Source organism: Mucilaginibacter gynuensis, assembly GCF_039541195.1.
In the GTDB taxonomy this organism is placed as follows: Bacteria; Bacteroidota; Bacteroidia; order Sphingobacteriales; family Sphingobacteriaceae; genus Mucilaginibacter; species Mucilaginibacter gynuensis.
The window spans coordinates 309,172-333,260 of record NZ_BAABFT010000005.1; the positions used below are offsets into that span (position 1 = coordinate 309,172).

The 24,089-nt window shown below is 44.9% G+C and carries 18 protein-coding genes; 13 read left to right on the forward strand and 5 right to left on the reverse strand.

Annotated elements, in window-relative coordinates:
- Positions 1-137: 137 nt before the first annotated feature.
- Together ABD894_RS12195 and ABD894_RS12200 are read right to left on the reverse strand one after the other, a co-directional pair.
- Complete coding sequence (locus ABD894_RS12195) at positions 138-761, reverse strand: NADPH-dependent F420 reductase (RefSeq protein ID WP_345211315.1); 624 nt, start codon at positions 759-761, stop codon at positions 138-140.
- Between the two features lie 18 nt (positions 762-779).
- Positions 780-1,532, reverse strand: a complete 753-nt coding sequence (locus tag ABD894_RS12200) for an SDR family NAD(P)-dependent oxidoreductase (protein WP_345211316.1) — start codon at positions 1,530-1,532, stop codon at positions 780-782.
- Positions 1,533-1,637: 105 nt separating this feature from the next.
- Here ABD894_RS12200 and ABD894_RS12205 point away from each other — a divergent pair, with 105 nt between their 5' ends.
- The 11 genes from ABD894_RS12205 to ABD894_RS12255 all read left to right on the forward strand — a co-directional run bounded on the left by ABD894_RS12205 (position 1,638) and on the right by ABD894_RS12255 (position 17,714).
- Positions 1,638-1,994: a winged helix-turn-helix transcriptional regulator gene (locus tag ABD894_RS12205; RefSeq protein ID WP_345211317.1), complete on the forward strand. Its 357-nt coding sequence runs from the start codon at positions 1,638-1,640 to the stop codon at positions 1,992-1,994.
- A 417-nt stretch (positions 1,995-2,411) separates the two neighbouring features.
- Complete coding sequence (locus ABD894_RS12210; protein ID WP_345211318.1) at positions 2,412-2,954, forward strand: RNA polymerase sigma factor; 543 nt, start codon at positions 2,412-2,414, stop codon at positions 2,952-2,954.
- Between the two features lie 111 nt (positions 2,955-3,065).
- Positions 3,066-4,208, forward strand: a complete 1,143-nt coding sequence (locus tag ABD894_RS12215; RefSeq protein WP_345211319.1) for a FecR family protein — start codon at positions 3,066-3,068, stop codon at positions 4,206-4,208.
- A 272-nt stretch (positions 4,209-4,480) separates the two neighbouring features.
- Positions 4,481-7,783, forward strand: coding sequence for a SusC/RagA family TonB-linked outer membrane protein (locus tag ABD894_RS12220; RefSeq protein ID WP_345211320.1), 3,303 nt, complete (start codon positions 4,481-4,483; stop codon positions 7,781-7,783).
- Between the two features lie 12 nt (positions 7,784-7,795).
- A complete protein-coding gene (locus ABD894_RS12225; RefSeq protein WP_345211321.1) occupies positions 7,796-9,397 on the forward strand; it encodes a RagB/SusD family nutrient uptake outer membrane protein in 1,602 nt (533 codons plus the stop codon).
- A 54-nt stretch (positions 9,398-9,451) separates the two neighbouring features.
- On the forward strand, positions 9,452-11,443 hold the full coding sequence (locus ABD894_RS12230; RefSeq protein WP_345211322.1) for a glycoside hydrolase family 127 protein: 1,992 nt from the start codon (positions 9,452-9,454) through the stop codon (positions 11,441-11,443).
- A gap of 27 nt (positions 11,444-11,470) precedes the next feature.
- Positions 11,471-13,294 carry an SGNH/GDSL hydrolase family protein gene (locus tag ABD894_RS12235; RefSeq protein WP_345211323.1) on the forward strand — a complete coding sequence of 608 codons (1,824 nt, stop codon included), beginning with the start codon at positions 11,471-11,473 and terminating at the stop codon, positions 13,292-13,294.
- 22 nt (positions 13,295-13,316) lie between these two features.
- A complete protein-coding gene (locus tag ABD894_RS12240) occupies positions 13,317-13,706 on the forward strand; it encodes an SxtJ family membrane protein (RefSeq protein WP_345211324.1) in 390 nt (129 codons plus the stop codon).
- A gap of 4 nt (positions 13,707-13,710) precedes the next feature.
- Positions 13,711-13,860, forward strand: coding sequence for a DUF5989 family protein (locus ABD894_RS12245; protein ID WP_345211325.1), 150 nt, complete (start codon positions 13,711-13,713; stop codon positions 13,858-13,860).
- A 1-nt stretch (position 13,861) separates the two neighbouring features.
- The gene (locus ABD894_RS12250) at positions 13,862-15,661 is read left to right on the forward strand and encodes a carbamoyltransferase family protein (RefSeq protein ID WP_345211326.1); all 1,800 of its coding nucleotides are present in this window, start codon (positions 13,862-13,864) and stop codon (positions 15,659-15,661) included.
- 28 nt (positions 15,662-15,689) lie between these two features.
- Positions 15,690-17,714 (forward strand): beta-L-arabinofuranosidase domain-containing protein, encoded by a 2,025-nt coding sequence (locus ABD894_RS12255; protein ID WP_345211327.1) that lies wholly within the window; start codon positions 15,690-15,692, stop codon positions 17,712-17,714.
- A gap of 428 nt (positions 17,715-18,142) precedes the next feature.
- On the opposite strand, the gene ABD894_RS12260 is transcribed toward ABD894_RS12255, so the two are convergent.
- Both ABD894_RS12260 and ABD894_RS12265 read right to left on the reverse strand, forming a co-directional pair.
- The gene (locus ABD894_RS12260; RefSeq protein WP_345211328.1) at positions 18,143-19,258 is read right to left on the reverse strand and encodes a ligand-binding sensor domain-containing protein; all 1,116 of its coding nucleotides are present in this window, start codon (positions 19,256-19,258) and stop codon (positions 18,143-18,145) included.
- 150 nt (positions 19,259-19,408) lie between these two features.
- Positions 19,409-20,260, reverse strand: coding sequence for an endo alpha-1,4 polygalactosaminidase (locus tag ABD894_RS12265; protein WP_345211329.1), 852 nt, complete (start codon positions 20,258-20,260; stop codon positions 19,409-19,411).
- 299 nt (positions 20,261-20,559) lie between these two features.
- Between ABD894_RS12265 and ABD894_RS12270 the strand changes: the two genes are divergently transcribed.
- Positions 20,560-21,417, forward strand: a complete 858-nt coding sequence (locus ABD894_RS12270; RefSeq protein ID WP_345211330.1) for a helix-turn-helix domain-containing protein — start codon at positions 20,560-20,562, stop codon at positions 21,415-21,417.
- Positions 21,418-21,494: 77 nt separating this feature from the next.
- Positions 21,495-22,619, forward strand: a complete 1,125-nt coding sequence (locus ABD894_RS12275) for an FAD-dependent monooxygenase (protein ID WP_345211331.1) — start codon at positions 21,495-21,497, stop codon at positions 22,617-22,619.
- Positions 22,620-22,876: 257 nt separating this feature from the next.
- On the opposite strand, the gene ABD894_RS12280 is transcribed toward ABD894_RS12275, so the two are convergent.
- Positions 22,877-24,082, reverse strand: coding sequence for an FAD-dependent monooxygenase (locus ABD894_RS12280; protein ID WP_345211332.1), 1,206 nt, complete (start codon positions 24,080-24,082; stop codon positions 22,877-22,879).
- Positions 24,083-24,089: the final 7 nt, after the last annotated feature.

Genomic DNA, 24,089 nt, shown 5'->3' on the forward strand with positions numbered 1-24,089 from the left:
TCTATTACCAATAGTAATTTAAAGCAACAAAAATCCCTGCTTCATGAGAAACAGGGATTTAAAAGAAACTTACAATGAAATTGTGTTTCTATCTGTTGAAAAGTCAGGATGGCATCGAAATTTGCTATCATTATTCATCAATCGAACTTAACCAGGTCCTTAAAGATCAGTTGCCCCCAGCTTTTTCCGCGCGCCTGCACAAGCAGTCCGCCTTCCGAAAGCCCGCCAAGTTTGATTGGCGCAAAACCGAGATTTTCCGCAAGCGCAGCAATCTCCGCCTCCGCGCTGCCATCATCGCTCGCCAGGAATACAACCCTTCTGCCGCCATGTACGGCTGGGTCTTGCTCAAGAATTGCAGCGATCAAATGGTTGAATCCTTTAACCAATTTTCCACCATTGAAGGCCTGTGCAACGACCATTGCAGAAGGCTGTCCTCCCAACTTTTCCGTAGGCACGCCGTAGGCATTGGTTACATCAACAATGATCTTTCCCTGCCAGTTAGGGAGTACCCTCGCGACATCCGGATGTGATTCGAAATGCACGGCCAAGAAGATGACGTCCGCTTTGACGGCTTCCGCCAGTGTTGCAGGAATGATCCCGGGGCCGATCGCAGCTGCTTCGGACGAAAAGCTTTCCGGATTGCGCGTGGTTGCAACAGATACTTCGATACCATTGCGGGCAAACGCTTTGGCGAGGGCCCGGCCGATTTTGCCGAAGCCGATAATTGCATAGCTCGTTATTTTGTTTTCTGACTTACTCATTTTTGGAAATTATTGTAATTATTTAGACAAATACGTCATGCCACCATCAACCAAGAGTTCGGCACCCAGCATAAACGAAGAATCATCAGAAGCGAGAAAAACTGCTGTTTTACCAATGTCAGATGGTTGTCCTATTCTGCCTGTGGGCATTACACTTGCAAAATGTTGCTTTAAACCGTCAATTTGCTCCGCAGGGACAAACTTGTCAAACGCCGGTGTATCTGTTGTGCCCGGTGTTATTACATTTGCCCTGATCTTTCTATCTAAAAGATCGCTTGAAAAGCCTTTTGCTAAATAGATCACCGCTGCTTTTGCAGCACCATAAAGCGTAAATGAGGAATAAGCCCTAAGCGCGGCATTTGACCCGATGAGGATAATAGAAGCACCATCATTCATGTAAGGCAGTGCTTTTTGAACAGTGAAGTAAACACTTTTCAAGTTTAAATCCATTGTTTTGTCATAGTCGGCTTCGCTAATATCCGCCACGGTTCCTATAGTTCCGCCACCTGCATTGGCTACGATCACGTCTATTTTACCAAATTTGTCAGCTGTTGCTTTAAACACCCTTTCCAGGTCGCCAAGGTTGGTTACATCGGCATTTATGGCTATAAAGTCATCACCAAGTTGCGCCACAGAACTATCTAAAGTTTCCTGGTTTCTGCCGACAATAACTCCTTTAGCGCCTTCATTTTTAAATTCCCGGGCAATGCCAAACCCGATACCACTGTTGCCACCTGTAATAACGGCAACCTTATTTTTCAGTTTACTCATTTTTTTAATTATTAATATTTGAGCAACGAAGGTATACTTGTTAAGTTACTTTTAGTAACTTTGTACTTAAAAATAACAGTAACACAGGTGTAACCAAGTAACATTATGAGGTGCAAAATAACAGAGTTTCAACAGGAGCAAAAGAAGAGGATGAGGTCGGTTCAGGATGCAATGGATGCGTTGAACGGGAAATGGAAGATTGCTATTATCTCGTCGATATGCTGTTATGGCAAAAGGCGGTTTTCTGATATTTTGAATGATGTTGAAGGAGTTTCTAACAGAATGCTGAGTAAAGAATTGAAGGAGCTGGAAATAAACGAGTTGATAAAGCGAACCGTTTTAGCCACACAACCCATAACTGTTGAATATGAACTGACCGATCACGGCAATACGCTGCAAACCATTATCAGCGAACTTTCAGCTTGGGGCATTGTACACCGAAAGAAAATTGTTGGGAAATAATATTTGTTCTTTGTTTGAATGTGATTTTACCATTGCTATTATTAACCTTACATCAGTCATTGGGTGTCCAATAATCTATTTCCGACTATATTGTACAGAAGTCGGCAATTACCTGGTTAGCGTGCAAAAAGGCCCCCTTAATTAAAGGTTGGCCAAAATGAAAGAACTATTTACCAAAGCACATTGCCGCAATACAATACATCAGGTAATGGTTTATTGGCAAACAGCACAAGAATTGTTTGTACATATCATGTGTTAAATACTGATGCTGTGACAGTTCCATTCGGATGTGTGTTTGATTTTATATCATCATTGTAATGAAAATGTTGCACTTGATGATCTTTTGTGTAGATTCGATTTTTAAAAAACCAATTGTCCCCTTTAATTACTTTATCGGATTCAGAACTGGCCGGCTTGATGAAGTCGGGAGACCAGCGTGCTTTCACGGTTATTTACAACCGTTACTGGAGGCTGCTGTACGGTCACATCTATAAGATGCTGAGAGATGAAGAGGATGCCAAAGATATTTTGCAGGATGTTTTCAGCGGTTTATGGCTGCACCCCGAAAAAATTCCGGAAACAAGCAATTTTGCTGGTTATCTATATACAGTTGCGCGGCATAAGGTATTGAATGCCATCCGTAAGAATAAGTATAAAAATGACTACCTCGGCGCGCTGGCAGCCTACGCTACGGAGGCCAGCGATGAAACGTTGCAATACATTGACAGCCGGGACCTGATGGCAGCTATTGAAAAAGAAATAGCCTCGCTCCCTCCCCGCATGCGACAAGTATTTGAACTAAGCCGAAAAGAGAATCTGTCAAACAAAGAGATCGGTAAGCTGCTGGGAACTTCAGACGAAACGGTAAAAAAACAAATTCACAAATCGCTTAAGGTGATCCGCTATAACTTAAAGGAATCAGGCGGGGCCGCTGTGCTGCTGCTTGCACTGTTACGTTAGGCCTGTTTTCAACCCGCGGCCTGTCATTTAAATTTATTTTCACGCCCGATACCCCCGGCACTATTTCCATGTGTCTTATTCATATACCGACCAGGTAATAAGACCAATTTCATGACCCAGCAGGAAGCAGATCAACTTATTGAAAAATATTTAAACGGAACAGCCACGCCCGGGGAGCGGCACATGGTGGAGAACTGGTATGCCTCGCTCAGCGAAAAGCAGGTGCTTTCAGATGCTGATAACTTTGAACATTTGCAAACCGAGCTTTTTGAAAAAACGATGATCAGGGCAAACCTCCCTATGAAGAAAAGCACTGTTGGGCTTTGGTCAAGGATTGCGGCTGCGGCTTCTATAGTTTTTGTTTTGGGAGCTGGTATCTTTATTTATCAAAAGAAACAACCGGTACTTACAGCCGCCATACCTCATCAGCCGGCCAAAGCTCATGATGTATCGCCGGGCGGAAACAAGGCGGTACTTACACTGGCAAGCGGGCAAAAGATTCAGCTAACAGGCGCGAAGAACGGGCGGTTGGCCACGGACAATGACGTACAGATCGATAAAAAGGCTGACGGTCAGATCGCTTACAAGGATGCTGACGTAAATACAGGGAGATTAAGTTACAATACTCTTACCACTCCCCGTGGTGGTCAATACAATATTACCCTGGCCGACGGAACAAAAGTATTCTTAAACGCTGCATCGTCCATCACCTATCCTACCGCATTTACCGGCAACGACCGAATGGTAACACTTACCGGCGAGGCTTATTTTGAAGTGGCCCATAACGCGCTGAAGCCATTCCGGGTGATTAGCAACGGTCAAACCATTGAAGTTTTGGGTACCCATTTCAATGTTCACAGCTATCCGGATGAACCGATAATAAAAACAACACTTTTGGAAGGCAGCGTAAAAATACTTTCCGGCAACCGTACGGTTAAACTTAAACCGGGCCAGCAATCACGGCTGGACGCTACTGCACAGCAGGCCGGGATAAGCGTAAGCGAAGTGGATACTGACGAGGCTATCGCCTGGAAAAACGGCCTTTTCGAATTTAAGGACTCATCTATCAGGGAAGTGATGCAAAGTGCCGCACGATGGTATGACCTGGATGTGACCTACAGCGACCAGGCCTCTGATATCAGGATAACAGGCAGCATGTCCAGAAATGTGAACCTTTCCGGCCTGATCAACCTATTGCAGTTTGAGGGTGCAAAATTCAGCATCAACGGAAAAACGATAAAAGTACTGAACTAAACAGGCGACAGCACATGAGAAGGCTGACGTTTGCTATCTGTATAAACCGATTAACCCAATTATTCACCTAAAAACCCGTATATGAAAAAAGAAATACACCAACCCTCGTAAAAGATCCGGAGTTTTTTTATAACATAAATGCAGCTTACCATCAGTTGCAAGGCATAAAAAAACCGGTAAGTGTTTGCTCCACATACCGGCTATAGCCTGGGCTCCAAATCATCAGAATTGAAGAATTGAACTTAAGCGTTTAACCCAAACTTTACGAAAGTATGAAATTTAAATTAAAGCCCGGGGCTATATGGCCGGGTATGTCCAAACTATTGCTGGTTATGAAACTTATTGCAATTATCATGTTTGTTGCACTTATACAGGTACATGCCCGGACCCTTGCACAAAACATCACGATCCACAAAAAAAATGTATCGGTAGAAAAGATCCTGCAACTGATCAGGAAACAAAGTAACTATCATTTTATTTATAACAGTAAGCTGGATCTGCTGAAAACAACCCTGGTATCTGTTGAAGCCGAGGATGCAACGGTAGGCCAGGTGCTGGATCAGTGTCTTAATGGTTTGCCGGTGAGTTATACTATCATACAGCAAACTATTGCTATTAAAGGTGTTAAAGACCCGATACAGCTGAAGGTGCAGGAGAACATCCCGGTAACGATCACCGGCAAAATAACCGATTCCAAGAACCTGCCCCTGCCGGGTGTAAGTATTATACTTAAAGGAACCCGGCTGGGTACTACCAGTAACACTGACGGCAGCTACCAGCTAAAAATCCCTGATAACAGCGGCACCCTTGTTTTTAGTTTCCTCGGCTTTTTTACCACTGAGGTTGTACTAACCGGTGATAAAACCGTTATTGATGTACAATTGAGAGATGAACCCCGCAACCTTAGTGAAGTGGTTGTGGTGGGTTACGGTACGCAGCGCCGCGGCGATATCACCAGTGCTGTTGCCAGCGTTAAATCGGAGAACTTTGTTAAAGGATCTGCCACCGATGCCGGGCAGCTTATTCGCGGAAAAGTTGCAGGTTTGGCGATCGTAACCACAGACGGAAATCCTACTGCTACTTCCCAAATCAACCTTCGCGGAATCACCACCCTTTCATCCGGCACGGCACCGCTGGTACTGATTGATGGCGTACCCGGAACCCTTACCACCGTTGCCCCGGAAGATATTGAGTCGATCGATGTACTAAAAGATGGTTCTGCAGCCGCTATATACGGTACCAGGGGCACCAACGGCGTTATCCTCATCACCACAAAAAAGGTAAAAGCCAATACCCCGCCCGCAATAGAACTTAACACTTATTTTACAACCCAGCGCATCACCAAAAAGCTGAACTTTATGAATGCCGACGAATACCGGCAGCTGGTTGCACAAAAAAAACCGGGAGCTACAGATTACGGCTATAATACCAACTGGCTGGACCAGGTAACCCAAACGCCGTTCTCGCAAGTATATAATTTAAGCTTTAAAGGTGCCACGCAAAACACCAACTATGTGGTTAACTTGAACTACAGGAACCTCGAGGGTATCATCAAGCAATCGAACAATAACATCCTATACCCGCGTATCGAGGTCAATCACACGATGTTTGACGGCAAACTGAAACTGAATGCCAACCTGAGCGGCTTTCAGCAGCGGTTTTACGCCGGAAGTACGGGAGGCGGTTATAACCCCAATGTGTATAGGAATGCCTTAACCTATAACCCTACCGACCGTGTAAAGAATGACGACGGTACATTTGTCGAGCATCCTGATAAAACAGATTATCAGAACCCGGTATCATTGCTGGAGAACTCGATAGGCCAAACCAAAAACAACAACTTCCGGACTATAGGAACAATTACCTACCTGCCTTTCGAAGGACTGAGCATCAAGGCATTGGGTTCGAGAGATTTGAACACCAGTAACATTGGTTATTACGAAACCAAAAAACAATACTCTACCATCCACGACGGTAAAAACGGATATGCCTATGTAGGCAACACCCGTACACAGGAGGACTTGCTTGAAGTTACGGCAACCTACAATAAAGTACTGGGCGATCACCAGCTGAATGTGCTGGGTGGCTACAGCTGGCGTCAGTTCAACTCATTAAGTTCAAACATGTCGAATTTCGACTTTCCGACAGACGAGTTCACCTATAACAACATCGGTGCGGGGCTTGCTTTGTCGAGGGGCCAGGCAACTCTTGGTTCAAACCAGTTTCAAAACAGGCTGCTGAGCTACTTTTCGAGGGTGAATTACACCTTTAAGGACAGGTACCTGTTAAGTGCCAGTATTCGCCGTGAAGGCTCTTCAAAGTTCGGCGCCAATAAAAAATACGGAAATTTCCCGGCCGTTTCCGCCGGATGGAATGTGATGAAAGAATCTTTCCTGAAGGACAATAAAACCATCAGCAACCTGAAACTGCGGGCTGGTTACGGTATCACCGGAACAGAGCCGGCGCTGCCCTATCAGTCACTCGACAGACTGAACTTTAACACCTACAATTACTTTAACGGCCAGTTCATCCAGGTGGTTAATCCGTCGAGCAATGCCAACCCTGATCTGCGTTGGGAGAAGAAAGCGGAGATCAATATCGGTCTCGATTTCGGCTTCTTTAACAACAGGTTAAGCGGAACTATCGATGCCTACAGAAGAAAGACCACCGACCTGCTGTTCAACTACCCGGTGGCTTCGCCGCCCTATCTGTACAGCAATATCATAGCTAATGCCGCCTCTATGCGAAATGAGGGACTGGAAGTGCAGGTTAATGCCATACCGGTTACTACAACCAATTTTCAGTGGACTACCTCTGTAAACTACTCTACAAACAAGAACAAGCTACTTTCGCTATCAGACAAGAATTTTCAGCTGGCGAGCGGGTTCTTTGATGTAGGTTACACCGGAGAACCAATTCAGCAGCAAACAGGCCGTGTGCAGATTGGGCAGCCGTTGGGTAATTTTTACGGGTTCAAAAGCTTAGACATTGACGAGACAGGCCATTGGATCATCCAGGGAGCCGACGGCAAACCGAAACCTATAGCCAATCAGCAAGCCAGCGATAAAACGATACTGGGTAACGGGCTGCCTAAACATTACCTGAGCTGGAATAACGCTTTCAGTTACAAGAATTTCGACCTGAACATCACCATGCGCGGAGCCTTTGGTTTCCAGATCTATAATTCGGCACAGTTGTTCTACAGCGCTCCGGTAATGCTTACCCGCGGAAATTTATTAAAAGGATCGTACGATAAAATCTATGACAAGGTGCCTCTGGCCGACGATCAGTCGCTGCAATATGTGAGCTATTACATCGAAAACGGCAATTTCTGGAAAATAGATAATGTAACGCTGGGGTATAACCTGCCGGTGAAACTAAAAGTGATAAAGGGGATACGGTTATATGCTTCCGCATCCAATTTAAAAACATTTACCAGCTATAAAGGAATAGATCCGGAAGTTTCCATTCTCACGTCTGACAATAGTTCAAACGTACTGGCACCGGGTGTGGATGACAAGAACCGTTACCCGGCAACATCAACCTATACCCTGGGCGCATTTTTCACCTTTTAATTAAGACATTTTATGAAAACTATCAAAAACACCGTGGTTGCAATATTACTGTCTTCAACGGTATTCACGGCCTGTAAAAACAACCTTGATGAAACTGTTTTTTCTGACGTTACCTCATCAACCTACAAATATGACAACCCCAATGCCGCTATCGGCATTGTATATGCCAACATGCGAAACCTGTTTAGCCATACCAATTACTATATGCTGCAGGAAACCACCAGCGATGAACTGGTGATGCCGGCAAACGCATCAGGCTGGGATGACGGCGGTATCTATAAACACATGCACCTGCATACCTACAATTCGCTTGACCCCCAGGTGAGTAATATGTTCAATACATTTTATTCAGGCATTATCAATGCGAACCGCATCATCGCACAGATCCAAACGGATGTGATCAAACCGCCCACCGGCGTCAGCAAAGAATCGTTTATGGCCGAAGTTCAGGTAGCACGCGCTTTCTATTACTGGTTGGTTTGTGACAACTTTGGAAACGCGCCGCTGGTGACCACTACAGATAAAACTTTACCTACAATGTCTTCCCGTAAGGATATCTATAATTTCGTGGTGACTGAGATTAATGCCGCGCTGCCTAAACTGAGCGAAAGCCAGGATAAAGCGATGTACGGCAGGTTCAATAAATGGGCGGCGAAAGCTTTACTTGCCAATGTTTACCTGAATGCCGGCATCTATAGCGGTGAAACCAAATGGGCTGAATGCCTGGCGCAGTGTAATGACATCATCGGTAAGTACTCGCTTGAAAATAACTATTCGGATATCTTCAAAACGCAGAATGAAAATTCGCCGGAGATCATCTTTGCCATACCATTCGATCAAACACTTGCCCAAGGATTTTTTACAGAAATGTTCTCATGGCATGGTGCCCTTAAAGGCAAAAAGAATATGCAGGCCACGCCCTGGGGTTCAGGTTCAGCTATGGGAGTTTCGCAGTTCATTGATACCTACAGCGCGAATGACGAACGCCTTACAGATACCTGGTTAATGGGGCCACAATTTGCTGTGAATGGATCTCCCCTGCTGGGGTCTTATGATCAGGCAGGCAAGCCCCTCAATTTCACAAAAGACCTGCCAAACGGTCTATTCACCGGTGAATCCGAAGGCTACCGCATGAACAAGTTTGAGGTTCAGTTGGGCGCGATGAATAACCTGAGCAACGACTTTCCGTTTTTCCGGTACGGGCAGGTATTATTGATGAAGGCCGAATGCTTGCTGCGAACCGGCGATGCCGTGCAGGCAGCAGCGCTCGTAACCAGCGTACGCAACCGCGCTTTCAAAAAAGCTCCGGCAGAGGCGACAGTTACAGCTGCCGATCTTGCCAAAAACTCCGTTTACAAATACGGTTACGTAGACAATTATAAAATAACAGATGCAGGAGATCAGGCAGTTGTACAATACGGCAAACTTTTGGATGAACTGGGTTATGAATTTGCCTGGGAGGGCTTCAGGCGCAGGGATGATATCCGGTTTGGGGTTTATACCAAAAAAAGCTGGCTTTCACACAAACCGCAGGGCGATACGAAGATCATTTTTCCGTTGCCGGAGCCTGCATTGAACTCAAACCCAAATCTTAAACAAAACCCCGGTTACTAATAACAAAATCACAAAGCAGCGTGAACTTCACGCTGCTTTGCTTAAAATGAACATATGAAAGCAAAGATCACCGCATTTTCCGCATTTACAGCAGCTGTATTGCTAACGGTAAGCGCCCGGGCACAGCAGGGTTTGGTTAAGATGACACCTGTAAATTTCTCTCAGGTACAAATTAATGATGCTTTTTGGTCACCGCGTATTAATACGGTAACCACTGTAACCATCCCGGTTTGTATCAATCAAACGGAAGTGATCACACCACGGATCCGTAATTTTGAAAAAGTAGCGCGCAAACAGGGCGAGAAACACGAGGGGATCTATTACGATGACTCGGATGTTTACAAGGCCCTCGAGGCGATCGCTTATTCACTGAAGAATCATCCCGATCCAAAACTTGAAGCAAAAGCCGATGAATGGATAGATAAGATAGCGGCAGCGCAGTTGCCGGATGGTTACCTCAATACCTATTATACGCTCAGCGGTATTGATAAAAGATGGACCGATATGGAGAAACATGAGGATTATAATGCCGGTCATCTGATTGAAGCCGCGGTAGCTTATTATAATACCACGGGCAAACGCAAATTGCTTGATGTTGCTATGCGTGTGGCCGATAATATCGATGCCACTTTTAAACAAAAGGATTTGCATTGGGTATCAGGTCATGAAGAAATAGAGCTGGCTTTGGTGAAACTGTACAAGGCTACCGGAAAAAGCAAATACCTTGATTTGGCCGACTGGTACCTGCAGCAGCGCGGGCATGGATACGGCAAAGGAGCCATATGGACCAACAGCGACATGGGCGAAAAGTACTGCCAGGATGATGTGCCGGTTAAAGATCAGAAACAGATAGAAGGTCATGCAGTAAGAGCCATGTACCTGTACACCGGAGCGGCCGATGTAGGCGCTGCCAAGAATGATCCGGGATATTTAACATCTATGAACCACGTGTGGGAAGATGTAGTTTTCAGGAACATGTATATCACCGGTGGTATCGGCTCATCAGGCAGCAATGAAGGCTTCACCACCGATTTTGATCTGCCGAACAGCTCTGCATACTGCGAAACCTGTGCATCAGTAGGTATGGTCATTTGGAATGAACGCATGAACCTGCTTACCGGGAATGCCAAATATGTGGACATACTGGAAAAAAGCCTGTACAACGGCGCGCTGGATGGCCTTTCATTGAGCGGAGACCGCTTTTTCTACGGTAATCCGCTGGCATCCGCCAACAATTACCAACGCAGCGAGTGGTTCGGCACGGCATGCTGCCCTTCAAATATTGCCAGGTTGGTAGAATCATTGGGTGACTATATCTATGCCTCATCAGCTAATGATATATGGGTTAACCTGTTTGTAGGCAGCAGCACTACCATCCCTTTAAAAAACGGAAAGGTTGAGTTAAAGCAGGAAACCGGCTATCCCTGGAACGGACAGATCAAACTCACAATCGGTTCATCTTCAGCAGGAAAATTCCCGCTTCATGTGCGCATCCCGGGATGGGCAAACAACAACCCGGCATCAGGAACAACCTACCGTTTTACCGACAAAAGTGACAGCACCGTAAACCTGAGCCTTAACGGTAAACCCGTGAAATACACGCTCGACAACGGGTATGCGGTGATCAGCAGTAACTGGAAAAAGGGCGATGTACTCACACTTAACCTGCCAATGCCTGTAAGAATGGTTGCTGCAACAGACAGCATCAGGGCAAACAGGAACAAGGTAGCCTTGCAAAGAGGGCCGCTGATTTACTGTGTGGAACAATTGAATGATGCCGGTACCAAACAAAGCTTTATCATTCCAGACAATGTGGCTTTCAGTACCTCTTTCAACAAAGATCTGTTGAACGGCATTGTAACCATCAAAGCGAACGTACCAGTTATCAAACCTTCAGAAGATGGTAAAAGTGTGAAAACAGAGCAGGGAGAAATAACTGCCATCCCCTACTACAGCTGGGCTAACAGGGGGCATTCGCAAATGGATGTTTGGCTGCCGGCCAAAGTAAGCGCTGTTAGCCTGAAGGCCAGTAAAGACGACAACTAACAACAGATCAGCCACAAGCTCCCGGATATGGCAAAGCAATCAAAACAGGTAACCGACAAAAGAAAGCAATCAGCATTTAAGCTGATTGCCTTCGCATTGCCGTTTTTGTTCATCCTACTGCTGGAACTTATTTTGAGGATCACCGGCTATGGCCATGATCTTAGCCTTTTTATCCCGGATGAAGAACATCCCGGCAGCCTGGTCATGAACAGGTATGTATCTGAACGGTATTTTACAGACGGGGTCAACGCCACGACAGGCAATGCCGAATCTTTTAAGGTCCGGAAAGCGCCGCATACTATACGGCTGTTTGTACTGGGAGAATCAACAACCATCGGTTATCCGTACATGCACAACGGGTCATTTCACCGCTGGTTAACTTACCGGCTTACACAAATGTATCCCGATTGGAATTTCGAGATCATCAACCTTTCGCTGACGGCTGTCAATTCTTATACCGTGCTTGACATGGCAAAAGAATTACCTGATTATGAACCCGACGGCATCCTTGTATATAGCGGTCATAATGAGTATTACGGTGCACTCGGCGTGGGTTCAACCAGTAATTTGGGCAATTCAGCCCCGTTCATCCGTACTCTTATCGCGCTGAAGCATTACCGTGTTGTTCAGTTGATCTTCAACACCATGCGCGGCTTGAGCGGCAAGGGCAAAACAGACATCAGCCAAACGCTTATGGAACGTATGGCGGCCGATCAGCATATCCATTACGGATCGGAAAAATTCAAAAATGGCGTATCGCAGTTCAAAATGAACATTAATGAAATGTGCCGCCTGTTTTCAGCCAGGAAGATCCCGGTGTTCATCAGCAACCTGGTCAGCAATGAAAAAGACCTGTCGCCACTGAGCAGTGATGCAAGAGAAGCCGACGCATCAGCAAAAAGCTATTATGACAAAGGCACAGCGGCTTACCTTATCTCGGATACCATTGTGGCCAAACGTTTGTTCATCAATGCAGCGGCTCATGATCTGTTGCGGTTTCGGGCACCGGAACAAATGAATCAGATCATCCGTGATGCAGCGTTACGATATGCCGGGATATACCTTGTGGATACACGTAAGGTTTTCGAGAATCATTCCCACGGGCATATTTTAGGAAATGAAACTATTTTGGAGCATGTGCATCCCAATTTACAGGGGTACGCCCTCATGAGCGAAGCCTTTTTCTCCGCCCTGAAAACCCGCCATATTCTACCGGTAGGCCCGCAATTCGACATGTCGCTTCATCAGCTGCAGGACGAAATGCCTTTAACAGCGACGGATTCCCTGTTCGGGGCGTATAGCGTGGCGGAACTGAAACGAGCATGGCCTTTTCATGAAACTGCCATCAAACAACCCGTACCTAACACCTTGGAAGGTGAAATAGCCATGGCCATGATCAAACAACATTTACCATGGAATGATGCCATGGACAGGCTGATGAACTATTATGAACAAACCAGGGATCAGAAGGCCGCATTAAAAGTTGCCGAAGCGGTGGTACTGGAGTATCCGCAGGATGCAGCATTTTACGCGGCCGCGGGCAAACTCTCTGCGCAGCAATCAAATCTGAAAAAAGCGATCAACTATTTTAACCGCGCATTTGTGCTGGAACCTTCGATGGATCTGGCCAGGGCACTGTTTGCCCTTGAGATCAAAAGCAGGCATCCGGAAAAAGCAGACCGCTACATCAATTACGCGCTCACGATAACCCCGGACAATCCGGCACTGGTCAAAGCCCGGGAAGTTGTTAGGCGACTGATACAACTGGAACAGGCAGGCAAAGCCGCACCGGCCGATCGAATACTTAGCAAACAATTGAACGACACCTATGCTGCTCTCCAGGCAAATTAACGGATAACAGAAATAACCTATCATGAGTAATTCAACCTATAAAAAAGAACGCCGGTTTGGCCTGTTGCTGGGCGGTTTTATCCTCAGTCTCTGCCTGTATAAGCTGATGAGAACCGGCAGTTTGAATTATTACCTGATCGGCTGCGGGCTCTGCTTACTACTGCCCGCATTGGTGAGGCCGCGGTGGCTTGTTTATCCACGAATCTGCTGGGAAAAGCTGGCTCACGGCCTGGGGACAGTGAATACGATGATCTGGCTAATACTTATTTACATCCTCATTTTTATCCCATTGGGACTGCTGTTCAAACTGATCCGGCGGGATGCACTGGCAATCATGAAGCCGGGTGATCAACCATCTTACTGGCAACCGGCGGTAAAGCGTGAACCATCATCATTAACACATCAATTTTAAGAATATGGAGGTGATAGCAGAGTTTTTTTCCTTTTTAAGATACAGGCGCAAATACTGGTTATGGCCGCTTTTCATACTGCTGCTGGTCATCGGCCTGCTGGTGGTAGTGGCGCAGTCAAGCGTATTAGGACCCTTTTTATACACCTTGTTCTGAAATGTATATCCTCGGGATCTCTGCTTATTTTCATGACAGTGCGGCTTGTCTGCTCAGGGATGACGTGATCATAGCGGCTGTGCAGGAAGAACGCTTTTCCCGTATAAAGAACGATGAAGCTTTTCCGGTAAGGGCAATCGCCTACTGCCTGGCTGAAGCTGGAATACAACTAACACAGGTGCATTATGTTGTATTTTATGAAAAGCCGTTCCTGAAGTTTGAACGCCTGGTAGAAACTTACCTGGCCACTGTACCACGCGGGCTGCTTTCTTACCTGAAAGCTATTCCCTTATGGATCAGGAATAAGATCTTCATGAAAAAGCAGATCATCACCGCATTGAAAAGTATAGCACCTGACTGGGAATACAATGGCGGCAACCTGTTATTTACCGAACATCACCAGGCACATGCGGCATCGGCATTCTTCCCTTCCCCTTATCAGAAAGCCATTATCCTGACCGTAGACGGCGTGGGCGAATGGACAACAACATCAGTTTGGCGCGGCGACGGCAATAGCCTAGATCTGATCAAGGAAATCAAATTTCCGCATTCGGTCGGATTGCTTTATGCCGCTTTTACCTACTACCTGGGTTTTAAGGTAAACAGTGATGAATATAAGGTAATGGGGCTGGCCCCTTATGGCGAACCACAGTACGAACAACTGATCTATGATCACCTGATCGATCTGAAGCATGACGGCTCATTCCGGTTGGAAATGAGCTATTTTAACTATATGAGCGGCTTAACCATGACCGGCACACGCTTTGAAAAGCTCTTCGGCCATAAAGCACGGAAAAAGGACGAAGAAATAACCCGGTTCCATATGGATGTGGCCAGTTCCATTCAGAAAGTAACCGAAATGATCATGCTGAAGATGGTACGGCATATCAAACAGAAATACCAGGCCGACAAGCTATGCCTGGCTGGCGGTGTGGCACTTAATTGTGTTGCCAATGGAAAACTGCTGGAGGAATTCCCTTTTAACAGTTTATGGATCCAGCCGGCAGCCGGGGATGCAGGCGGGGCACTGGGTGCTGCATACTTTATCTACTATCAGCACCTGAAACGTGACCGCCGGGTATCCGAACGTGATAAGATGCAGAATGCCCTCCTCGGCCCGGTATTTTCAACAGCCTCTGTATCCGCCCTGCTTACTGAAAGAAAGATCAGGTTCAGGGTATACAGTGATGAGGCATATTTCAAAAAAGTTGCCGCATTGATAGATCAGGGTAAAGTGATTGGCTGGTTCAGCGGCCGGATGGAATTTGGCCCGCGTGCCCTTGGAGCAAGAAGCATCATTGCAGATAGCCGGAATGAACATATGCAGGCCATAATTAATCAGAAGATCAAGTTCAGGGAATCGTTTCGCCCTTTTGCCCCTGCCGTGCTGGAGGAACGTGCTGATACTTTTTTCCAACTGGCACAAAAGAGTCCTTATATGCTGCTCGTCGCCCCTGTCAAACATCAACACCGGCTCATTCACCAGTCAGCTACGGAGGAAAGAGGATTTGCCATGCTGGCGCGGAAAAGATCGGTACTGCCCGCAATAACGCATGTGGATTTCTCGGCGCGGATTCAAACGGTAAGCGATGCCGAACATCCGGTCTTCCACCATTTGATCAGCACATTCTTTAACCTTACAGGATGTCCCGTTATTGTAAACACGTCTTTTAATGTAAAAGATGAGCCCATCGTCTGCACACCCGAAGATGCCCTGAACTGCTTCTTAGGAACAGAAATGGATATTCTGGCTATAGAAAATATCATTATCGATAAAAAAGAGCTTAACGGAAACAATTAAAATACAACAGAAACTTTAAATGCACAATATGAAAAATAGCTATAAACTTTTAACGGCTCTTTTGGTCATTTCGCTTCATGCGGTTTGCCAGGAAAAAAAGCCGCTTACCGAAAATTACACCGGCAGCAGGGCTCCCTTGCGGCAAAATCCTTTTATTGAACTGCCTCTCGGTGCGATCAAACCCCAGGGCTGGCTCAAAGAGATGCTTGTACGGCAAAAAAACGGCGCTACCGGTAACCTTGATAAATTATACCCCCTGGTGATGAACAAACGTAACGGATGGCTTGGCGGAGACGGCGATCAATGGGAACGCGGCCCTTATTGGATAGACGGCTTATTACCTTTGGCCTATATTCTGAACGATAAGGAACTGATTGCCAAAGTTCAGCCCTGGATTGAATACGCCATTAAAAGTCAGCAGCCGGACGGGTATTTCGGCCCTTCAAAGGACTATGGCCCTGAGCCGGGCTTACAGCGGGACAACAGCCGGGACTGGTGGCCGAAAATGGTGATGCTTAAAATACTGAAACAATATTATTCGGCCACCGGAGATCAGCGGATAATTAAGCTAATGACCAATTATTTCAAATATCAACTGAAAGAACTTCCCGCGAAACCTTTAGACCACTGGTCGTTTTGGGCAAGATACCGCGCAGGTGATAACCTGATGGTTGTTTACTGGCTGTATAATATTACCGGCAACAAATCCCTGCTGGACCTGGCCGATCTGCTTCATCAGCAAAGTTATGACTTTACCGATGCCTTCTTAAACACCCCTTTACTGTCGCAGGCAGGCAGTATACACGGTGTAAACCTGGCGCAGGGCATGAAGGAGCCCATCATTTATTACCAGCAGCATCCGGAACAAAAATATCTCGCGGCAACAACGAGGGGTTATGCTGACCTGCGTAAGTTTGACGAAATGGCACATGGCCTGTTTGGAGGTGATGAGGCGCTTCACGGTAATGACCCTACTCAAGGCTCAGAACTTTGCACTGCTGTGGAGATGATGTTTACGCTGGAGAGCACTTTAACAATAACCGGCGATGTAAATTATGCCGACAGACTTGAGAAGATAGCTTTCAATGCCCTGCCTGCGCAGGTAGCGGATAACCTTACCGACCGCCAGTATTTTCAGCAGGCCAACCAGGTTATGCTCACCAGGCAAACACACAATTTTGATGTTAATCATGCCGGCACCGACGTTTGTTATGGCCTGTTGACCGGATATCCGTGCTGCACTTCTAACATGCACCAGGGTTGGCCAAAATTCACGCAGAACCTGTGGTATGCAACTGCCGACAAAGGCATCGCTGCATTAATTTATTCGCCGAGCGAAGTTAAAGCAAAGGTGGCAAACGGCACGGAGATCTTTTTTAAAGAAGAAACCAATTATCCTTTTGACGAAGGGATCAGGTTCACCCTAACTTTGGATAAAAAAACAAAATCAGTGAACTTTCCTTTTCAACTGCGCATACCTGCCTGGTGCAAGAAGGGTTCCGTTAAAATAAATGGACAGGTGTACAAGGAAGCAGAAGGCAATCAGCTCGTCACAATTTCCCGTGAATGGAAAAACGGCGATGTGGTAGAACTCAACTTGCCTATGCATATTTTCACCAACACCTGGAAAGAAAACTCCGTCTCTGTAGAAAGAGGGCCAATCACCTATGCACTTAAGATAGAAGGGACATCGAAACAAATTAAAAACACCAAAGACTCTATTGATTATGGAAATGCCTATACCGAGATACTGCCCATCTCACCCTGGAACTATGCGTTGATCAGAACTGCTGACAACAAGTTAGCCGATAACTATAAGGTTGAGGAAACCGGTCAGCAATCCACTTATCCCTGGAGCCTCAAAAATGCACCTATATTGATAAAAACCAGTGGCAAGCGCATTCCATCGTGGCAGTTATACAACGGTATGACAGGGCCTATCCCCTACAGCGTTACCTATCAGTTGGAAACAGGATCGACCGAGGATATTGTCCTGGTGCCTTACGGCTGTACGCAGCTCCGGATCTCGCAATTTCCGGTGGTACCGAAATAATAAATCGAAAGATGCGCTACGGGATTGCCTCATTAAGTTTAGCGTAATTTTGTCGGCACGTAGCATTTTTCATCAACACTAATAATCCACATATCACAAAACAAATCCCCATTGTTTTGTGATATGTGTTAGGATAAAACAGCTAATGACAACATGGCCGGTCGCCTGTATCTTCGGTGTGTAAATGATCATTATTTGTTCTCAGCTCGTTATCGGCATAAAAACTATAGTAAACACAGCAAAGCACACAGGTGAAGATAAAAGTGATAACCCTAACCGTTTGTTGAAATAAGATGATGCATTTTAAAGCGACCTATCTAAGACGCAAATTGACTTTTTAACCTGATCTATTCAACCATACTGTTTCTCTATTATGCACTCTTTCCGTTTGGCTTTTCGGCTTATTGATGAAACTATTTCTCCATTACTTATTTCTGACTCTCTTTACTGTTAAAGCTGGTAATGGTATATCCATCATAACGATGCACCCCATCGAATGCGCCAAACCAAATATTTCCTTTATCATCTTCTAAAATTCCAAAAACCATTGGTTTATTTATTATTTGGGTTACCGTTGGCTTCTTATTAGATAAGGATTTTCCATCGTACCGGGAAAGCGCCCAAGCCCGGCTGTTATCCATTTCTGAAGTAGCCCATGGCAAGGATTTTCCGTTATACCGTGGAAGTGCCCAAGGTTCGTTAGTATCTTTTTCTGAACTGGTCCAGATATTTCCTTTTTTATCCTCGTAAATGTAACCAACAAACTTCTGTTTGAAATTGGTAAAAATACTGCCGTTGTAACGCCAAAGACCATCATTGCCGCCCAGCCAAATATTGCCTTCCGTATCTTCCATTACCGAACGAACATTCTTAAAGGGCTTGTGATCATGGGTAAAAACGGTAAATTTTTTTCCATCATACACAAAGGTATTGCCTCTTGTAGCGAACCAAAATTTGCCTGTTTTGTCTTCAATAATTGCATTAACCTCATAAGGAGGCCTATCCGAAAAAGTTGTCCCTGTGCGGTCTTCATTCATCGCATCTCCATTGATAATATAATTGTGAAAAGATTTCCCATCGTACCGGCTTGTACCTCCAAAAACTCCGAACCAGATGTTGCCCTTTTTATCTTCATAAATACTACCAACATCATTATTAAGAAGTCCATCCTTAATTGTGAAATTTTTAAAGGATTTGCCATCATAATAATAAACACCCGAACCAATAGAGCCGAACCACAAGTTGCCTTTTCTATCTTCTAAAACAGAAAAGAACCGCGCAGAACTAACTTTACCGGTAATATTGGTAAAATCTTTTCCATTATACTGAAAAACACCATCAAATGCAGCAATCCAAATATTGCCTTTTTTATCTTGTATAATATTGCGTGTAATACGGTTAGGCCCGGTGGAAATATTTACGCTTTTTGTTTCGGGCTCGATATTGTCTTTTGGCAGGTCGGTTTTAACTTGCCCATAGCCGGAAATGCAAAAAACATGCATAATAATCATCAACCCGTATAAGACAGTTTTTTTATTTTTCATAGCACCTCAAAGTTTATTCAGCGAAATTACTTTGATATCGCTCAAGCCGAGGAACCAGTATTGTAAATAAAAATGTAAACTTTGTAAATAAATGTTTCCTTATGCAGTTAACTGTTTGAAACCGTACATAAAGAGATTACAACAACCGGTTTATTGACATTTATACAGCCATTTATCCAGATCTCTTTTCTTGAGTATGGCTGTAAATCCTAATTGCGTAGCTTTCGGGCAATATTCATCCTGAAAAGTTTTTTGTGTAGTTACATCGGTATATTCTGTTGCGAAAACGGGTTTATTAAGTTTGATATAGGCCGTCATTTCATTTTGCCAGCCTTGCTGAAAAGCATCTTCAGTTAATGCCCAATCAAATTTATCAGCATATTCACTGGCAAGGTCGTTTACGTTTTTTTGCCCGATGGATAAACCATTATCATGTGCCAGCTTGATGAGATAGTCTATATATATTTTTGTGTCAGCGACACCTATACTAAATCCGGTTTCATTATCGTACGAATCAAGATTATCCGGCTCAATGCCATCAAACCCTTTTTTAATGATCATCCTGAACCGGGAGTTTAGCCATGGTTTAAGTTTGTCAACCTGCCGGATATCCAGCCATTTTTCTTTCGGCCATTCATCATACTTTTTGCCGATAACTTCTTTGGGCAGCAACGCACCATCGTTTCTGTCGCTTTCAAACGTACCAACCGATAGATAAGCGATCACCTTTTTCCCCTTGGCATGCAAGGCTGCTACTGTTTCGGCTGTGGTTGTAAAGGCATCTACGTCCACTACATCACTGCTAAAAGTGTTTGATGGGGTGATATCATCCAATACCCAATCAAAACTAATGCCCGCTACAGGCCTCCACCAGGTCGTATTTCCACCGGGAAGAGGCGTGCTGTCCACCGGATCAGTTTTATCAGCATCAACGTTATCTTTTTTGCAAGCAAATAGTAAAAGCAGGCCAAATAATATGCCTACTGTGTTTAGTTTGATCATAAATTCCCAAATAAATTCTCCACTACGAACGCCCGGATCAATCAGATTAGTATCCAATTGTAACAAGTAATTTACATAAAAACAAGCGTCTTATTTATCAGGTGAACCAGTTTTTCCTATATATCACAATCCCGAACCAATAAACACAAAGCCTCAACCGGGGGAAAATATAATTGGGCAGCAAAGCCGAAGTTAACGAGCATACCCTTGTTCCTACCCTGTTTTATTTATAAAACACACTATTAATCTACATCCCGGAAGCATCATCTGAAAAGCTATCTTTGTTTAAAGAATAACCGATGCGCAAAAAAGTCAGCTCAATCCCTGTCAATAAATTTGGTGATGATCATAGCGTGGGAATCAGTATCGAAAGGATTGCTTTTGATTACCTGCCTCCACTCGGCGAATGGGAACAACCCGAGCGACACGATAGCCACTCCTTTTTTCTGCTCGAAAAAGGTAGTGTTACCATGGAAATCGATTTTCAAGTATACAATATTCTATCTCCCTCCATCATTTATATGCACCCGGATCAGGTACACCGAATACTTGCCTTCGAAAATGTTACCGTATGCGCCTGGGCCACACACAACCAAAACATAAACCCGGTATATCTTAAGTTACTTGATGATATTACACGGGCTACACCTATACATTTGAACCCCGAGCTATTTGCATTATTATCTGATACCGCTTCACTTTGTATTAAATTCGCAGCGCGTAAAAAAGATTATCTCTTTAAGCCTTTGCTAAATGATAACATGAATATGCTAATTGGTTTAGTTATCGCTATTTCTTTGGAAAGTTCAACACCTGCCGATAAACTTTCCAGACCTGAATCTATTAATAAAGCCTTTCGCGAAGTCGTATCAACTCATTTTATTCAGCTGAAACGCCCTGCCGATTATGCTGAAAAACTAAATCTGTCTACCGCTTATCTTAATGAATGCGTAAAGAACAGTACCGGGCATCCCGTTTCCTACCACATTCAGCAGCGCGTTATTCTGGAAGCAAAACGATTACTTTATCATTCAGATCAATCCCTAAAAGAGATTGCAGCTGCATTAGGCTATGACGACTACCCCTACTTCTCCCGTCTTTTCTCCAAAGTTACAGGTATGTCTCCTGTAAAGTTTCGCAATAAAAACCTCGGTTAATCCAAGTATTTCCTTGTTACAGCCTAAAAAGCCGAATTAAATGCATGTTCCTTTGTCCCTGTAATAATTAGAACAAAATGGGAACAACACATTATAAAAAAGTACTCATATCAGGCGCGAGCTTCGCAGGTCTTTCAACCGCCTACTGGATGATTAAATTGGGCTACCGGGTAACCATTGTAGAGATTGCCAAAAATCTTAAAAAAGGCGGTACACCTGTCAATATCCTTGAAAAAACGATAGGCATTGTAAAACGCATGGGCTTATTTGAGCAAATTGTCGCTAAAAAACTCACCATGGAAACTGTGGAATTCAAAAACGCTGACGATGTTACCCAAAGACTGGACTTTACGCAAAAAGACCACGAAGAGCGTAGCAACGCGGAATACGAGATTGAGCGGGATATATTGTTAGAGATGATGAAAGAACTGGTGAAAGATGATGCTGTGTTTATTTTTGGTGAAAGCATCACCAGCTTAACAGAATACGAAGACCAGATCAACGTAACTTTTAAAAACAGTACGGCACAATCTTTTGACCTGGTATTTGGTTGCGATGGCATCCATTCAGTTGTCAGGAAACTTTGGTTTGGTGAGGAAGCAGCGTTCTCGCATTTTCTGCAAACCTACTTTTCTATAACAATCGTTAATAAATTGCTCATTCCGAAAAATACTACCCAACTATACAGTGAACCCGGTAAAACAATTATGCTAAACGCCTATAATGGAAAGACTGATATTTGCTTTGCTTACTATTGTGAGCAGGAAATTCCTTGTGACTACCGGAACGAACAGCAGATGCGAAACATGATAATTGAACAGTTTAAAAATTCAGGCTGGCGAACGCCGGAACTGTTAATAGAAATACAGCAATCCGATTCATTCTATTTTGACAAACTTTGCCAGATGAAAATGCCCTCCTGGACAAAAGGCAGGGTAGCATTAGTTGGCGACTCCGGTTACTGCGCTTCACCAGCCGCAGGCAGAGGAGGGTCACTTGCGATAGACGGTGCCGCCGCGCTTGCAGATGCCTTTGAAAAATGCCATGGTGATTTTGAAAGCGCATTCATAGAATACAACGATAGCTTTCGCCCCTTTATTGAAGAAGTACAGGCGGGCGTGGTTCAATTTGGCCTTGACGTACTGATACCGAGAACTGAAGAAGCGATTATTAAAAGGAACAAAGAAGGCTTCAATTTTTAAATGCAAAAAGGGCGACTACTAAACAATATCGCCCTTTTTGGTACTCAATATATATAAGCTATAATTTAATCGCCCAAGTTTACCCTGACATTCCCTTGTGTATCGATGTCGGCAAGCAATTGCTTTTTTATAGCGCTGCTGTATCTTATGATTTAGGCTCGCTTGCTTTTTTATATTCCCGGAGTTTGTGTTTTGGCAAACGATAAAGCCGACTGCCATAGTAAACAGCATGTGCGGATAATCATTATATGAAACTCTTAAAAGTTACTATATACCGGCAATGTGAATTTATCCGCTTTATTTACCCCGTTTTTAGCTGTTCCTGAACGCAATAATTTTTGCAGAACGCTGCTGGCCAGTATCCTGGTCAACATACGGGCGATCTTGATGCCGAACATGGATGTAGGGTGAATAAACCGCATCATTCTTGCCGACATCTGCTGTTGCGTCATTTCGGCGAAGGGTTTAAAAATCCGTTCATATGCCTGGAAGGCGGTTCCGGGTTCATGGTTTTGCCCGAGTTCACCCGCCAGTATATAAGCGCCTATGAGCGAGAGCGCTGTTCCCATACCTGTAAACGGTGTCGGTGCGTGCGCAGCGTCACCCAAAAGCACTACATTTCCTTTAGACCACCGGGAGGCTTTCACCTGGCTCATGGGGCCGAAATACATATCCTTCACGTCATCAAGGTGCTGAACTATCCGGTCGGCAATGCCGCCTTTTCCGGATAATACGGCTTTCAGTTTCGTTTTTTGTTCAGCGATAGTTTGTGGGATGCTATCCACCCGTTCTTTCCGGAAGGAAACGAGCACCGTTGTTTCGTTTTCGTGCCCGGGGCGGAGAAATACCAGAGCGCCTCCCCTAACCTGGTATGCTTTTGCCCAAAGGTCATCTTCAGGGCTTTTCGGGATCGTGAAAAAAGACATGTAAGCACCCAGGTAATTAAAGTGGATATATTCAGGCATAACCAGGTCACGGGTGGCAGAGCCAATACCGTCTGCACAGATAACCATCGCAAATTCTTCAGTTAAGTCGTCATTAAACGTCACGCTTACACCGTCCGCATTATCCGACAAATGCTTTACAAACTTCCCGAAGCGGTAGTCGCAAACAAGCGCTGTTTTTTCATAGATGATCCGGGCCAGATCGCCGCGTAAGATCTCATAATCTGTGGTGAGGCCGCCTACAGCCCCCTTGGGGAAAGTGGAAATGACCCCACCTGTTTTGTTTATGTATTTCAGTCCCAGTTCACCGGTATTTTTCGCGTCGACCTCCCGATCAATACCCATCAGTTTTAAAAGGTCCTGGGCATAACCCTTTACGTCAACATTTTGGCCGCCATCCCGGAAGGAAGCAAATTTTTCGACAATAACCACACGGTAACCGGCTTTTTTCAGCCAAAATGCGATTGCCGTACCGGAGATACTGGCGCCGCAAATAAGTATTTTCTTTTCAATTTTCATAAATAAG